The organism is Pseudomonas beijingensis (assembly GCF_030687295.1).
Classification (GTDB): domain Bacteria; phylum Pseudomonadota; class Gammaproteobacteria; order Pseudomonadales; family Pseudomonadaceae; genus Aquipseudomonas; species Aquipseudomonas beijingensis.
Window position 1 is genome coordinate 869,199 of record NZ_CP117425.1, and the last position, 14,680, is coordinate 883,878.

Below are 14,680 nucleotides of genomic sequence, written 5' to 3' on the forward strand. Positions count from 1 at the left end.
GCGTATACTGGCGCCCACTACGAATCCAAGGTTGAGTCTCTCAGCGTTTTTCACGGAGCACCCTGCATGTCCGGCAATACCTACGGCAAGCTGTTCACTGTCACCACCGCGGGCGAAAGCCATGGCCCGGCGTTGGTCGCCATTGTCGACGGCTGCCCGCCGGGCCTGGAGATTTCCCTGGACGACCTGCAGCGTGACCTCGACCGCCGCAAGCCCGGCACCAGCCGCCACACCACCCAGCGCCAGGAAGCCGATGAAGTCGAAATCCTGTCCGGCGTGTTCGAAGGGCGCACCACCGGCTGCGCCATTGGCCTGCTGATTCGCAACACTGACCAGAAGTCCAAGGACTACTCGGCCATCAAGGACCTGTTCCGCCCGGCCCACGCCGACTACACCTACCACCATAAATACGGTGAGCGCGACTACCGTGGCGGCGGCCGCAGCTCTGCCCGAGAAACCGCCATGCGCGTGGCGGCCGGGGCAATTGCCAAGAAATACCTGGCCAGCCAGGGCATCGTGATTCGTGGCTACATGAGCCAGTTGGGCCCCATCGAAATACCGTTCAAGACCTGGGATTCGGTGGAACAGAACGCGTTCTTCTGCCCCGACCCGGACAAGGTGCCGGAACTCGAGGCCTACATGGACCAACTGCGCAGGGACCAGGATTCGGTCGGCGCGAAGATCACCGTGGTGGCCGAAGGCGTGATGCCGGGCCTGGGCGAGCCGATCTTCGACCGCCTCGACGCCGAGCTGGCCCACGCGCTGATGAGCATCAACGCGGTGAAGGGCGTGGAGATCGGCGCCGGTTTCGCCTGCGTCGCCCAGCGCGGCACTGAGCACCGTGACGAACTGACCCCGGACGGTTTCCTCAGCAACAATGCCGGCGGCATCCTTGGCGGCATTTCCTCGGGCCAGCCGATCGTGGCGCACCTGGCCTTGAAGCCGACGTCCAGCATCACCACGCCGGGGCGCTCCATCGACATCCATGGCAACCCGGTGGATGTGATCACCAAGGGCCGTCACGACCCGTGCGTCGGCATTCGTGCCACGCCCATCGCCGAAGCGATGATGGCCATCGTGCTGATGGATCACCTGCTGCGTCATCGCGGCCAGAACGCCGACGTCCGCGTCAGCACCCCGGTGCTGGGACAACTTTGATGGCCTGCCTGCCAGCCGCCGTGGCCTGACGACCATGGCGGCACTGCCGTACTGGCGGCTCTCCAGCTTCTATCTGTTCTATTTCGCGCTGCTCGGTTCGACGGCGCCGTTCCTGGCGCTGTATTTCGATCACCTGGGCTTCAACGCGGCGCGCATCGGCGAGCTGGTGGCGATCCCGATGCTGATGCGCTGCGTGGCGCCGAACATCTGGGGCTGGCTGGGGGATTACACCGGCCGACGCCTGGCGATCGTGCGCTTTGGCGCGATCTGTACGCTGCTGACCTTCTCGCTGATCTTCATCGACAAAAGCTACGCCTGGCTGGCGATGGTCATGGCGCTGCACGCGTTCTTCTGGCACGCGGTGCTGCCGCAATTCGAAGTCATCACCCTGGCCCACTTGAGCGGGCAGGCCTCGCGCTACAGCCAGATCCGCCTGTGGGGCTCTATCGGTTTCATCATCACCGTGGTCGTGCTCGGCCGCTTGTTCGAATGGCTGAGCCTGGACATCTACCCGCTGGCGCTGGTGTTGATCATGGCCGGCATCGTCCTCGCCAGCTTCTGGGTGCCCAACGCCCAGCCACTGCAGGGGCCGCGAGTCGCGGGGGAGGGCTTCCTGCGGCAACTGCGCAACCCTGGCGTACTGGCGTTCTACACCTGCGTGGGCCTGATGCAAGTGAGCCACGGGCCGTATTACACCTTCCTGACGCTGCACCTCGAACGCCTGGGCTACAGTCGCGGCTTGATCGGCATGCTTTGGGCGGTCGGTGTGGTGGCGGAAGTGTTGGTCTTCCTGCTGATGAGCCGGATCCTGGCGCGGTTTTCCGTGCGCCGGGTACTGCTGGCGAGTTTCCTGTTGGCGGCGTTGCGCTGGCTGTTGTTGGGCTCGCTGGCCGAGTTTCTCTGGGTGTTGTTGTTTGCCCAGGTGCTGCATGCGGCGACCTTCGGCAGCTTTCATGCCGCCGCCATCCATTTCGTGCAACGCAGCTTCGGCCCTCGCCAGCAAGGCCAGGGGCAGGCGCTGTATGCAGCGTTGGCCGGCACGGGCGGGGCCTTGGGCGCGTTGTACTCCGGGTACAGCTGGAACGCCCTGGGCGCCAGTTGGACGTTCAGTCTTGCCAGCCTCGCGGCCTTCGCGGCAGCCGTTATCATTGCGACACGTATGCAAGAGGACCGGCCATGAGCCTTCGAACCGTTAATTTGCTGGAGCCATTGTCATGAGTAGCCTGTCCGTCTATCACGTTTCGAGCCCTGAGATTCCGAACAAGGTGTTGACTCATTTTGAGGACATTGCCGCGACCTTGGCTGAGCAAGGTGTTCGCTTTGATCGCTGGGAAGCGGCGGCGAACATTCAGCCTGGGGCCAGTGAGGAGGAGATTATTGCGGCTTACCAGGCTCGGATCGATGGGGTGATGACTGAGCGCGGTTATGTTGCGGTCGATGTGGTCAGTGTCAGCTGCGATCATCCGGAACAAGCAGGGGTGCTTGATGAGTACCGCCATAGCCAGGACGAAGTACGATTTTTCGTTGCTGGTCGGGGGTTGTTTAACCTGCACATTGGCGATTATGTCTATGCGGTGCTGTGTGAGAGGAATGACTTGATCACGGTGCCTGCCGGTACGGCGCATTGGTTTGACGGGGGAGAGCGGCCGTATTTTGTTTCGATTCGTTTGTCTGGTGGTTCGCAGGGGTTGGTTGCTGAGCTTACTGGGGATGATATTGCTCGCCGGTTTCCTCGTCTGGAGGATTGACCGCGTTCTTAGGGTTGGTGTGTATATCCGTTATTTCGGTAACGGCGGCTTAGGGTTCCGCCCTTACGGCGGGTCACTTTTGGAAGAGCGCCAAAAGTAACCAAAAACGCTTTGCCCCACCACTCGGCACCTCGCTTAGGCTCGGTGTGCCCTCACTCCGGCATTGCTCCGTGGGCCGCCGCGAAGGGCCATCCATGGCCCAGCGCGGCTAACCCGGCATCCATGCCGGGTTGCCCACGGAGCAATGCCTTCGTTCAGGCATGCCGAGCCTAAGCGAGGCACCGAGTGGTGGGGCAAAAGCGTTTTGGTTACTTTTGCGCTCTTCAAAAGTGAGCCGCTGTAAAAGCGGAACCGTCAGTAGCCGTTACCGCAGAAATGGATATACACACCAAAGCAGCCTCTCCCAACGCACAAAAAAACGGCGCTTCCCATCTCTGAAAAAGCGCCGTTTCCAAGTGAACAGCAAAGCGGATTTTCCAGCAGACTCAAGCGCTATGGTAAGTCGGCAGCGCAAACCGATGCTGGCTCTGCAACAAGGTGATCTGTGGCAACTCGCTAGCCTGTTCAGCCAAGTCACGACGAATCGCGCTGATCGCCCAGGACAACTGATCCCCAGCATGCAATTGAGCATAGGAAATCGTGCGTTTGAACAGCTTGCCGTCACTATTACGCAAGGTCAGCAAAATGCCGCCATCCGGGCGGGGCTGAGTGGTCACTTCGTAGTTGGAAAACAGGGATGCAAACTTTTCTTGAATCATGTTCATAGTTGACTGCTCCATGGTGTGGCAAACCGTGGAGAGGTGGTTGCACTGTCTGTGCCAGCATTTGCTCTTATAAAAAATACTTTAAAAACAATACGTTATGTTTTTTCTCTATTTTCGCTTTCGTGCATCTTGCATGAATGCTCATCGTGCATCCTGCATTTTGCGGGGTCGAGCAACGATTTTTGGAACCAAATCGTTTTCCGGCGCTCACGCACCTCCTGGCTCCGGCAGCGGATACAAAACATTGCAAAAACCGCATGTACAGCGCCGCAATCGCCAGCGTACTTTCGAGCCAAAATCACCGCCAGCCCGATAACAAGAACCGAGACCCACGAGGTCGAACGGGGAAGAACACCATGAGTCGTACACCCAGCGACGCCATTACCTGGGGCATGATGCTGCGCAAGCTGCCCGCCATCGCCAGAGTCGTACCCCGGATCGTCAAGGGCATGAAGCTGGCCAATGTCCAGGACCCGACCCAGCCATGTGGCCTGGGCTGGTGTTTCGAGCAGGCCACCCAACGCAATCCCCAGGGGCCGGCACTGCTGTGTGGCGATACGGTGTTGAGTTATGCACAGGTCAACGCGCAGGCCAATCGCATCGCCCATTACCTGTTGGCCCAAGGCATCGGCAAGGGCGATTGCGTGGCGATCTTCATCGAGAACCGGCCACAGCTGTTGATCAGCGTGCTGGCGATGGCCAAGGTTGGCGCGGTCAGCGCCATGCTCAACACCTCGCAAACCGGTGATGCGTTGGTGCACAGCCTGGCCCTGGTCAACCCGGTCGCGGTAGTGGTCGGGGATGAGCGGGTCGCGGCTTTCAACGATGTGCGAGCGCGCACCGCACTGTCGAGCAGCAGGGCCTGGTGGCTGGCGGATCAGGACAGTACCGATGCCCCGTCCGGTTTCATCGACCTGTTGGCCGGTTGCGAGGATTACCCGGACGATAACCCGGCGTGCAGCCGGGAGGTTTTCTGCAACGATCCGTGTTTTTACCTCTACACCTCGGGCACCACCGGGCTGCCCAAGGCCGGGGTGTTTCGCCACGGTCGCTGGATGCGCACGTCCACCAGCTTCGGTCTGATCGCCCTGGACATGCAGCCCGACGATGTCGTCTATTGCACCTTGCCGCTGTACCACGCCACGGGCCTGTGCGTGTGTTGGGGGGCGGCGATCTGTGGGGCATCGGGGTTCGCGATTCGACGCAAGTTCAGCGCCAGCCAGTTCTGGAGTGACGTACGCCGCTACCGGGCGACCACGCTGGGGTACGTCGGTGAGTTGTGCCGCTACCTGATCGACCAGCCTGTCGCTGCCAATGACCGCCACCACGGCGTAAAGAAAATGATCGGCAATGGCCTGCGGCCCGGGGCCTGGTCGGCCTTCAAGACGCGTTTCGGTATCGATCATATCTGCGAGCTATATGCAGCCAGCGACGGCAATATCGGTTTCACCAACATCCTGAATTTCGACAACACCGTCGGGTTCTCCCTGATGGGCTGGGAGCTGGTGCAGTACGACCATGCCAGTGGCCTGCCGTTGCGCAACCTGCAAGGGCACATGCAAAAAGTACCCAGGGGCCAACCGGGACTGCTGCTGGCGCGGATCGACGAGAAGGCGCCACTGGACGGCTATACCGATCAGGCCTTGACCGAAAAGACTATCTGCCGGGATGCCTTTGCGCCGGGCGACCGTTATTTCAACACCGGGGACCTGCTGCGCAACATCGGCTTCGGGCATGGGCGGTTTGTTGACCGCCTTGGCGACACCTATCGCTGGAAAGGCGAAAACGTCTCCACCACGGAAGTCGAAAACGTTTTGCTGCAACACCCGCAGGTGGCCGAGGCGGTGGCTTATGGCGTGGAGATCAATGGCACCAATGGCCGTGCCGGCATGGCGGCGATCACCCCGTCCGAATCCCTGGCGACCCTGGACTTCAGCGAGTTGCTGCAATTCCTGCAATGTAAATTGCCCGCTTATGCCGTGCCGCTGTTCCTGCGCATCAAGGTGAAGATGGATACCACCGGCACCTTCAAGTACCAGAAAACGCGCCTCAAGGCTGAAGGGTTCGACCCGTGCATCATGGGGGATGAGCCGGTCTATGCCTGGCTGCCGGGCACTGATACGTACGTGCGGGTCGACCGACAATTGGCGACCCGGATTCAGGACGGACAATTGCGTTATTGATTCTGGCTATGGCGGGCACAGTGAAAAAAGGGATGACAGCGCCCAGGTCCCTCGGGAAACTAGCCGCTTTGCGAAGAGCCGAGTGGAGTTTCCCATGTCCGATACAAGCCGCCAGATGACCCCGGAAGAGGCTGCCGAGTTTGCCGAGCAGGTGTTCAACGTCGCACGCCAGGGCGACGCGGCCATGATGGCCGCGCTGCTGAGCAAGGGCCTGCCGCCCAACCTGCGCAACCACAAGGGCGACACCCTGTTGATGCTGGCCGCTTACCACGGGCATGTGGAAACGGTGAAAGTGTTGCTGGAGCACAAAGCCGATCCGGAAATCCGCAACGACAACGGCCAGAGCCCGATTGCCGGCGCGGCGTTCAAGGGCGACCTGGCCGTGGTCGCGGCGCTGGTGGACGGCGGCGCGCAAGTGGAAGGCGCCTCCTTCGATGGCCGTACCGCCTTGATGATGGCGGCGATGTTCAACCGGGTGGAAATCGTCGACTACCTGATCGGCAAAGGCGCCGACCCGAAAGCCAAGGATGCCAACGGCGTCTCGGCCCTTGATGCCGCCCGGACCATGGGCGCGGTGGACACCACGGCGCAGTTGGAAAAGATGTTGGGCTGATAGGCTGTGGGAGCAAAGCTTGCTCGCGATACAGGCACCTCGTTTCCAGAGAAACCGCGTTGTTTTCATCGCGGGCAAGCCTTGCTCCCACAAAATGCTCGTTCACCACAGGTCCTTCTCCAATCCTAATCCGCATGCGAATGCGCTATCCTGCCCGCCCTCAAAACACCCTTCGCCACAGGATTCATCCCCATGAAAGCCGCCCTCATCGAACTCATCGGCAAAATCAGCTCCGGCTGCCTTGGCGAGGCTGACATTGAACGAATCGCTGACGAAGCGGCCCAGGCCTACGCCGATCCGGCGGCTTTCCTGACGGCCAACCCCGATATCAACTACGACGACACCTTCCCGATCCCGTTGGGGGAATGGGTGGTGGCGGGCAGCCTGCCAGACACCGTGCTGTTCCAGGCGGACACCTACGTGGACCTGTTCGAGCAGATCGTTGCCTCGTTCGGCCCTGGCGTGGCGTTCAGCCTCAAGCCCAAGCAATTGGCGAAAACCGAAGCCCTGACCGCGCTCAACCGTATCCAGATCCAGATGAGCAGCTTGAACAAGGAAAACGGTGGCTATGTGTTGATGAACTTCAGCCAGTTGCTCGACGATGAGTTGCAAATGGTGCTGGTGTACGGCAACGACGTGCCGCGAGTGCTGGAATTGTGTGCCGAAGTCGGCATCGCCGCCGCGCCGGCCCTGGAAGCCCTCAAGGTCGCGGTTCACATATAAAACGGAACCCATGCCGGGGGCCCGCTATCCTAAGGGTGCACATCACCATTTGGGAGCGACACCATGGGTTCCACCTTCAACGGCCTGGTCGGCCTGATTATCCTGGCGCTCGATATCTGGGCGATCATCAATGTCCTCAAGAGTGGCGCGGAAACCGGGATGAAAATCCTCTGGGTGCTGCTGATCCTGCTGTTGCCGGTCCTGGGCCTGATCATCTGGGCGATTGCCGGGCCGCGGGGCAACGTGCGGATCTGACCGCTCCAATGAAAATGCCCGATCGCTTCAAGCGAACGGGCATTTTTTTATGCGTGGGGTTTCAGGCCGTGGCCAGGGCTGGCTTGCGCGAGGCACTCAAGAAGCGCAGCAAGGCCAACAGCGGGAAGGCGCTGCCGACGATCACCACCCACAACCAGCCGCCGTGCTCGTACACCGCACTGGCAATCGATGAACCGAAGGCGCCGCCGACGAAGATGCTGGTCATGTACAACGCATTCAGCCGGCTGCGGCTCTTGGCATCGAGGGCGTAGATGGTGCGCTGGCCCAGGACCATGTTCATTTGCACGCAGAAATCCAGGACCACGCCGGTCACCGCCAGGCCGATCACGCTGTAGAGCGGATGGATGAACGCCGGCAGGAAACTCAGGCTGGCGAACAGCATCGCCAGCAGCGAGGCGTTGCGGGTATGGCCGGCATCCGCCAGGCGACCGGCGATGGGCGCGGCGATGGCACCGATGGCGCCGACCAGGGCAAACAGGGCGATTTCAGTCTGGGACAGGCCATGGTTGCGTGACAGTTCCAGCGGCACGGCAGTCCAGAACAGGCTGAACGTGGCGAACATGCAGGCTTGGTAGAACGCCCGTTGCCGCAACAGCGGTTGTTGGCGCAGCAGGGTGCCGAGTGAACCCAGCAGTTGGCCATAGGAAGCGCTATGGTCGGGCTGGCGCTTGGGCACGGTCAGCGCCAGGACGATGCTGATCGCGGCCATCAACGCGGCGGCGATGATGAACATGGCCCGCCAGCCGAAGTGATCGGCCACGACGCTGGAGATCGGCCGCGCCAGCAGGATCCCCAGCAGCAGGCCGCCCATGATCCCCCCGACGACCCGCCCCCGGGATTCCTCCGGCGCCAGGTGCGCGGCCAGCGGAATCAGGACTTGTACCGACACCGAACTGAACCCCACCAGCAGCGAGACCAGCAGGAACACATTCGGCTGGTCAGTGAACGCCGCCCCCAACAGGCTGGCAATCGCCACCAGCGTGGTGATGATCATCAGCCGCCGGTTCTCCAGCAAGTCCCCCAGCGGCACCAGGAAAAACAGGCCCAGGGCATAACCGATCTGGGTCAGCGAAACGATCAGGCTGGCCATGGTGCTGCTCAGGCCGACATCGGGGGCGATCAGTTCGATGATGGGTTGGGCGTAGTAGATGTTGGCGACGATGGCGCCGCAGCAAAAAGCGAACAGCAGGACCATGCCTCGGGTCAGGGTTGCGGGGTGGGCACTCATGGCAATCTCGTCAGTGAACAGGAAAGATGGCGTGAGGCTAAAGAGTTGTGCTGCTCTGGAACAGGCTTTGTGGCTGATACCAGACATGCTTGTGGTTGATGATGGTTGCTGTGATGAGCGCTTTATGTGGCGAGGGAGCTTGCTCCCACTTGAGTGCGAAGCGCTCATCGTTTTCAGGGTGGCTTCGCCACCCAGCGGGAGCAAGCTCCCTCGCCACAAAAGCTCTCTGGCAACCCTATGCGATCAGTGCCTCACTGCCCGCTATAGATCTGGTCGAAAACCCCACCGTCATTGAAGTGAGTCTTCTGCACCGTGCGCCAGTCGCCGAAGGTTTTTTCCACGGACAAAAAGTCCACTTTCGGGAAGCGGTCGGTGTATTTGGCCAGCACCGCCGGGTCCCGTGGGCGCAGGTAGTTGGCGGCGGCGATTTCCTGGCCTTCAGGCGACCACAGGTATTTGAGGTACGCCTCGGCGGCTTCGCGGGAGCCTTTTTTCTCGACGACTTTGTCGACCACGCTGACCGGTGGCTCGGCCTCGGCGGAAACGCTTGGGTAGATCACTTCGAACTGGTCGCGGCCAAACTCGCGGGCGATCATTTCCGCCTCGTTTTCAAAGGTCACCAGCACGTCGCCGATCTGGTTGGTCATGAAGGTGGTCGTCGCGGCGCGACCGCCGGTGTCCAGTACTGGCGCCTGCTTGAACAGTTTGCCGACGAAGGCCTTGGCCTTGTTCTCGTCACCGCCATTTTTCAGCACGTAACCCCAGGCCGACAGGTAGGTGTAGCGACCGTTGCCGGAGGTCTTCGGGTTGGGCACGATCACTTGCACGCCGTCCTTGAGCAGGTCGGGCCAGTCTTTCAGTGCTTTCGGGTTGCCTTTGCGCACGATGAATACCGTGGCCGAGGTGAACGGCGCGCTGTTGTTCGGCAGGCGGGTGACCCAGTTCTCGGGCACCAGTTTGCCGTTGTCCGCCAGGGCGTTGATGTCGGTGGCCATGTTCATGGTGATGATATCCGCCGGCAGCCCATCGATCACCGAGCGTGCCTGCTTGCTGGAGCCGCCGAACGACATCTGCACGGTGATGTTTTCGTTGTGCTCGGCCTGCCAGTGCTTCTGGAAGGCGGCGTTGTAGTCCTTGTAGAAATCACGCATCACGTCGTAGGAAACGTTGAGCAGGGTCGGGGCGGCGTGGGCCAGGCTGCCGAAGGTCAGGCCAGCGGCGAGAAGGGAGGCGCCAAAGAAGTTCTTCACTGCGAATTCCTTTTTATTAACGGGGGTTCCGGGCAATTAGCCAGCACACTAGCTGCAAGCCTATAGACCTTCAAGCATCAAAAAGTGCTTTGCTTATTCCAATTTTTTAAACAGCGCATTGCCACAACGGGAGCAGAAGGCGGCGCCATGTTCATGGTTGTTTTTGCTGCACACCGGGCAATCGTGCTTGAGCTGGTCACCGCGCATGGCCGTGGCCAGTTCAGCCGTGAAAATACCCGTTGGCACGGCGATGATCGAGTAACCGGTGATCATCACCAGAGACGACACCACTTGGCCCAGGGGCGTCTTGGGCACGATGTCGCCGAAGCCTACGGTGGTCAGTGTCACGATAGCCCAATAGATGCCCTTGGGAATGCTGGTGAAACCGTGCTCGGGCCCTTCGATGACATACATCAGCGTGCCGAAGACGGTCACCAGGGTCGAGACGCTGACCAGGAACACGATGATTTTCTGCTTGCTCCCGCGCAGCGCCGCCATCAAGTAGTTGGCCTGCTTGAGGTAAGGGCTGAGCTTGAGCACGCGGAAAATCCGCAGCATGCGGATGATCCGAATGATCAGCAGGTATTGGGCATCGCTGTAGTACAGCGCCAGGATCCCCGGCACGATCGCCAGCAGATCCACCAGCCCGTAGAAACTGAAGGCATAGCGCAGCGGCTTGGGCGAGCAATACAGGCGCAGGCCGTACTCGACGATGAAGATGAAGGTAAAGCCCCACTCGATAGCGGCCAGCAGGGTCGCGTAGTTTTTGTGCACGCTGTCGATGCTGTCGAGCATCACGATCACCAGGCTGGCGAGGATGATCAACAGCAGGGTGCTGTCGAAGCGCCGGCCGGCCACGGTGTCGGTCTGGAAAATGATCACGTAGAGGCGTTCACGCCAGTTGCTGCTGTCCATACTCGTCGCCTGAACCGGAATCAGCGAAGCCTAGGGTGATTGCCCCGTAGAGCGCAAGGCGCGCTGTCGAGGCTGGCCTGGTGCCACGCCCGGCTGGTGGCCTGGATCAGCCAGCAGGCCAGGATGAACGGTGCCGTCAGGGGCGGCAGGCCAAGGGCGATAAAACCTGGCGTGAGCACGACCGCCAGGCAGATGCCCGTCAGTGGTAGCCATGGGCGGCGTTGTTGGCTGAGGGCCAGCGCTACCAACACCGGGTTGTAGCCGCCCAGCCCGGAGAGGGCGGTTGCGTTTTCATGTTGCGACAAGGTGAAGGCCAGGCCGACGGCGGAAGCGAACAATGCCCACGCGACGGCGCGCCGGTTGGCCAGCAGCAGGCCGGCGGCGATCAGCGCACCGGCCGCCGGGTGGCCGAGAAACATGACCTGGCCCAGTCCGCTCAGAAGCGCGGCCAGCAGGTTGGGTATCGTCATTTCAATCGCGGTGGCGGGGGATGACGGCAGGGTGAACCCCGTCAGTAGCCAAGCCAATCCGACAAAGGGCGCGGTGTAGGCGGGCAGGCAGCGAGGGCCTCGGGTGCGTTTGAGCCACTGCTGGGTCAGCATCGCGCTGAGGCCGCCTGCGGCGAGGATCAACGGCGGCAACAGCACGGACCAGGGCAACGCGAGGCTCAGCAGCAAGCCCAGCAGGATGCCGTTGTAGCTGAACAGCCCGGCTTGCCGGTCGGCCTTGGCGTAACCGCGTCGCTGGGCCGTCAGCAACCCGGCCACCCCGCCGAGCAACGCGCCGCCGAACAGGGCGGGCGCCGTGAGCAGGATCGCCAGCAGGCACAGCAGGCCGCACAGCGGATGGCGCTGGAGGAAGATTTGGCTGAAGCCGTTTAGCAGGGCGGTGGCCCAGTCGGGGCAGTGGGTGTTAGGCATGATGGGTATGTCTGATGGACCGAGTTGCCCTTATCGCGAGCAAGCTCGCTCCCACACTGGATTTGCGGCGATCACAAACCCCTGTGGGAGCGAGCTTGCTCGCGATGAGGCCAGTACAAACGCTAGAGCAACGTCTCAATGCGCAGCGAATTGGTCGACCCCGGCTGCCCGAACGGCACGCCCGCGGTGATCAGCAAGGTATCGCCGCGCTGGGCCATGCCTTGGGCCTGGGCGATTTCCAGGGCGGTGGAGCAGACTTCATCCACCTGCTTCAACCGGTCATTGACCACCGAGTGCACGCCCCAGGCTACCGTCAGGCGGCGGGCGGCCTGCAGGTTCGGCGTGAGGTTGAGGATCGGCACCGTCGGCCGTTCCCGCGCCGCCCGCAGGCTGGAGCTGCCCGATTCGCTGTAGTTCACCAGCACCGCCACCGGCAGGATGCTGCTGATGCGTCGGATCGCGCAGCTGATGGCATCCGACACCGTGGCCTCGGCTTTCGGCCGGCTGACGTCCAGCTGCGCCTGGTAGTCGGGGCCATTTTCCACCTGGCGGATAATCTTGCTCATCATCTGCACGGCTTCGAGGGGGTAATCACCGGAGGCGGTTTCCGCCGACAGCATCACTGCATCAGCGCCCTCGGCCACGGCGTTGGCCACATCGGTGACTTCGGCACGGGTGGGCGCCGGGGAAAAGCGCATCGACTCAAGCATCTGGGTCGCCACCACCACCGGTTTGCCCAGGGCGCGGCAGGTGCCAATGATATTTTTCTGAATCTGCGGCACGCTTTCGGCCGGGACTTCGACCCCCAGGTCGCCACGGGCGACCATGATCGCGTCGCTCAATTCGGCGATTTCCCGCAGTTGGCTCACCGCCGAGGGCTTCTCGATCTTCGCCATCAGGAACGCCTTGTTGCCGATCAGCGCACGAGCCTCGCGGATGTCTTCGGGGCGTTGGACGAACGACAACGCCACCCAGTCCACGCCCAGTTCCAGGCCGAAACTCAAGTCGCGCCGGTCCTTGGCGGTCAACGGGCTCAGGTCGAGCACGGCCTGGGGCACGTTCACGCCTTTGCGGTCCGACAGCTCGCCGCCGTTGAGCACTTCGGTGTCGATGGCGTCGCGGTGCCTGGCGGTCACGCGCAGGCGCAACTTGCCGTCGTCCAGCAGCAGGTCCATGCCGGGCTCCAGGGCCGCGATGATTTCCGGGTGGGGCAGGTTGACCCGGCGTTGATCACCCGGTGTCGGGTCCAGGTCCAGGCGCAGGGCCTGGCCCCGTTGTAGCAGGACCTTGCCGTCGGCGAATTGGCCAACCCGCAGCTTCGGGCCTTGCAGGTCCATCAGGATGCCCAGGGGGTAATTGAGCTGCTGCTCGACGTCACGAATCCACTGGTAGCGCTGGGCGTGGTCGGCATGCTCGCCGTGGCTGAAGTTCAGGCGGAAGATGTTCACGCCGGCCTGCACCAGCGCGCGGATGTCATCGATGCCACGGGTGGCGGGGCCGAGGGTTGCGAGGATCTTGACCTTTTTATCAGGCGTCATGGTTGGGGTTCTCGAGGATCAGGATGGCGCGAAAGTCGTTGACGTTGGTGCGGGTCGGTTCAGTGACGATCAGCGCATCCAAGGCGGCGAAGTAGCCGTAGCCGTTGTTGTTATCCAACTCGTCGCTGGCGTTCAGGCCTAGCTCGGCGGCGCGACGATAGCTGTCCGGGGTCATGAGGGCGCCAGCGTTGTCTTCGGAACCGTCGATACCGTCCGTATCACCGGCCAGCGCGTAGATGCCGGGATGGCCCTTGAGGCTGTCGGTCAGGCTCAGCAGGAATTCGGCATTGCGCCCGCCACGGCCATTGCCGCGCACGGTGACGGTGGTTTCGCCGCCAGAGAGAATCACGCACGGTGCCGCCAGTGGCTGGCCGTGCAGGGCGATTTGCCGGGCGATGCCGGCGTGGACTTTTGCCACCTCCCGGGATTCGCCTTCCAGGTCGCCGAGGATCAACGGGCTGAAACCGGCTTGGCGAGCCTTCACCGCTGCGGCTTCCAGGGATTGCTGGGGGCGGGCGATCAGTTGGAAATGACTGCGGGCCAGGCTCGGGTCGCCGGGCTTGACGGTTTCCGATGCCGGGCTTTGCAGCCAGTTGCGCACCGACGCCGGCACCTCGATGTGGTAGCGCTGGAGAATCGCCAGGGCTTCGGCCGATGTGCTGGGGTCGGCCACGGTGGGGCCGGAAGCGATGACCGTGGCGAGGTCCCCGGGTACGTCGGAAATCGCGTAGGTGTACACCGTCGCCGGCCAGCAGGCCTTGCCCAGGCGCCCGCCCTTGATCGCCGAGAGGTGCTTGCGCACGCAATTCATCTCGCCGATGGTCGCGCCGGATTTGAGCAGGGCTTTGTTGATCGATTGCTTGTCAGCCAGGGTGATGCCGTCGGCCGGCAAGGCGAGCAGGGCGGAACCGCCGCCAGACAAGAGGAAGATCACCCGGTCGTCTTCGCTGAGGTTGCTCACCAGCCCCAGCACTCGCTGGGCCACGGCCAGGCCAGCGGCGTCTGGCACCGGGTGGGCGGCTTCCACCACTTCGATTTTCTGACAGGGCGCGCCGTGACCGTAGCGGGTCACCACCAGGCCGGACACTTCGCCCTGCCAGCAGCGCTCAACCACCTGCGCCATGGCCGCCGCGGCCTTGCCGGCGCCGATGACGATCACCCGGCCGCTGCGGTCGCGGGGCAGGTAGGGTTCAAGGACGTGCTGCGGATGGGCCGCGTCGATGGCTGTGGCAAACAGCTCGCGCAGCAGTTGTTGCGGATCGACCGACATGGCGGGCTCCCTGGATTCTTGTTATTTGAAGGGCAACGCAGCCTCCTGTGGGAGCGGGCTTGCTCGCGAAGGGGATCTATCTGTCAATGAAGTG

14 protein-coding genes are annotated in these 14,680 nt (G+C 62.2%); 7 read left to right on the forward strand and 7 right to left on the reverse strand.

Translation table 11 applies throughout. The features are described from left to right. Positions 1 to 66 precede the first annotated feature (66 nt). Genes aroC through PSH84_RS04055 form a run of 3 tightly spaced genes read left to right on the forward strand, consistent with a single transcriptional unit; the run spans position 67 to position 2,906 of the window. Positions 67 to 1,158 (forward strand): chorismate synthase, encoded by a 1,092-nt coding sequence (gene aroC, locus PSH84_RS04045; RefSeq protein WP_060741135.1) that lies wholly within the window; start codon positions 67 to 69, stop codon positions 1,156 to 1,158. Between the two features lie 34 nt (positions 1,159 to 1,192). After that, positions 1,193 to 2,338 carry an MFS transporter gene (locus PSH84_RS04050; RefSeq protein WP_305482324.1) on the forward strand — a complete coding sequence of 382 codons (1,146 nt, stop codon included), beginning with the start codon at positions 1,193 to 1,195 and terminating at the stop codon, positions 2,336 to 2,338. Between the two features lie 34 nt (positions 2,339 to 2,372). After that, positions 2,373 to 2,906: a 1,2-dihydroxy-3-keto-5-methylthiopentene dioxygenase gene (locus tag PSH84_RS04055; protein WP_305482325.1), complete on the forward strand. Its 534-nt coding sequence runs from the start codon at positions 2,373 to 2,375 to the stop codon at positions 2,904 to 2,906. Positions 2,907 to 3,391: 485 nt separating this feature from the next. Here the strand turns inward: PSH84_RS04055 and PSH84_RS04060 are convergent, their stop codons facing one another. After that, positions 3,392 to 3,670: a DUF3509 domain-containing protein gene (locus PSH84_RS04060; protein ID WP_003204481.1), complete on the reverse strand. Its 279-nt coding sequence runs from the start codon at positions 3,668 to 3,670 to the stop codon at positions 3,392 to 3,394. A gap of 356 nt (positions 3,671 to 4,026) precedes the next feature. Here PSH84_RS04060 and PSH84_RS04065 point away from each other — a divergent pair, with 356 nt between their 5' ends. The 4 genes from PSH84_RS04065 to PSH84_RS04080 all read left to right on the forward strand — a co-directional run bounded on the left by PSH84_RS04065 (position 4,027) and on the right by PSH84_RS04080 (position 7,444). Further along, positions 4,027 to 5,853, forward strand: coding sequence for a long-chain-acyl-CoA synthetase (locus tag PSH84_RS04065; RefSeq protein WP_305482326.1), 1,827 nt, complete (start codon positions 4,027 to 4,029; stop codon positions 5,851 to 5,853). Between the two features lie 94 nt (positions 5,854 to 5,947). Continuing rightward, complete coding sequence (locus PSH84_RS04070) at positions 5,948 to 6,466, forward strand: ankyrin repeat domain-containing protein (RefSeq protein WP_122565981.1); 519 nt, start codon at positions 5,948 to 5,950, stop codon at positions 6,464 to 6,466. 192 nt (positions 6,467 to 6,658) lie between these two features. After that, the gene (locus PSH84_RS04075; RefSeq protein ID WP_305482327.1) at positions 6,659 to 7,189 is read left to right on the forward strand and encodes a hypothetical protein; all 531 of its coding nucleotides are present in this window, start codon (positions 6,659 to 6,661) and stop codon (positions 7,187 to 7,189) included. A gap of 63 nt (positions 7,190 to 7,252) precedes the next feature. Further along, positions 7,253 to 7,444, forward strand: coding sequence for a PLDc N-terminal domain-containing protein (locus PSH84_RS04080; protein WP_003204476.1), 192 nt, complete (start codon positions 7,253 to 7,255; stop codon positions 7,442 to 7,444). A 61-nt stretch (positions 7,445 to 7,505) separates the two neighbouring features. On the opposite strand, the gene PSH84_RS04085 is transcribed toward PSH84_RS04080, so the two are convergent. The 6 genes from PSH84_RS04085 to PSH84_RS04110 all read right to left on the reverse strand — a co-directional run bounded on the left by PSH84_RS04085 (position 7,506) and on the right by PSH84_RS04110 (position 14,586). Continuing rightward, complete coding sequence (locus tag PSH84_RS04085; RefSeq protein ID WP_122565978.1) at positions 7,506 to 8,693, reverse strand: MFS transporter; 1,188 nt, start codon at positions 8,691 to 8,693, stop codon at positions 7,506 to 7,508. 251 nt (positions 8,694 to 8,944) lie between these two features. Beyond that, positions 8,945 to 9,943: a sulfate ABC transporter substrate-binding protein gene (locus PSH84_RS04090; protein WP_122565977.1), complete on the reverse strand. Its 999-nt coding sequence runs from the start codon at positions 9,941 to 9,943 to the stop codon at positions 8,945 to 8,947. Between the two features lie 93 nt (positions 9,944 to 10,036). Further along, the gene (locus tag PSH84_RS04095; RefSeq protein WP_122565976.1) at positions 10,037 to 10,858 is read right to left on the reverse strand and encodes an ion transporter; all 822 of its coding nucleotides are present in this window, start codon (positions 10,856 to 10,858) and stop codon (positions 10,037 to 10,039) included. A 20-nt stretch (positions 10,859 to 10,878) separates the two neighbouring features. Further along, positions 10,879 to 11,778 carry an urea transporter gene (locus PSH84_RS04100; protein WP_305482328.1) on the reverse strand — a complete coding sequence of 300 codons (900 nt, stop codon included), beginning with the start codon at positions 11,776 to 11,778 and terminating at the stop codon, positions 10,879 to 10,881. 122 nt (positions 11,779 to 11,900) lie between these two features. Beyond that, complete coding sequence (gene pyk / locus PSH84_RS04105; RefSeq protein ID WP_305482329.1) at positions 11,901 to 13,316, reverse strand: pyruvate kinase; 1,416 nt, start codon at positions 13,314 to 13,316, stop codon at positions 11,901 to 11,903. Next, positions 13,306 to 14,586, reverse strand: a complete 1,281-nt coding sequence (locus PSH84_RS04110; RefSeq protein ID WP_305467933.1) for a glycerate kinase type-2 family protein — start codon at positions 14,584 to 14,586, stop codon at positions 13,306 to 13,308. The genes pyk and PSH84_RS04110 overlap by 11 nt, the downstream gene beginning before the upstream one ends. Between the last annotated feature and the right edge of the window lie 94 nt (positions 14,587 to 14,680).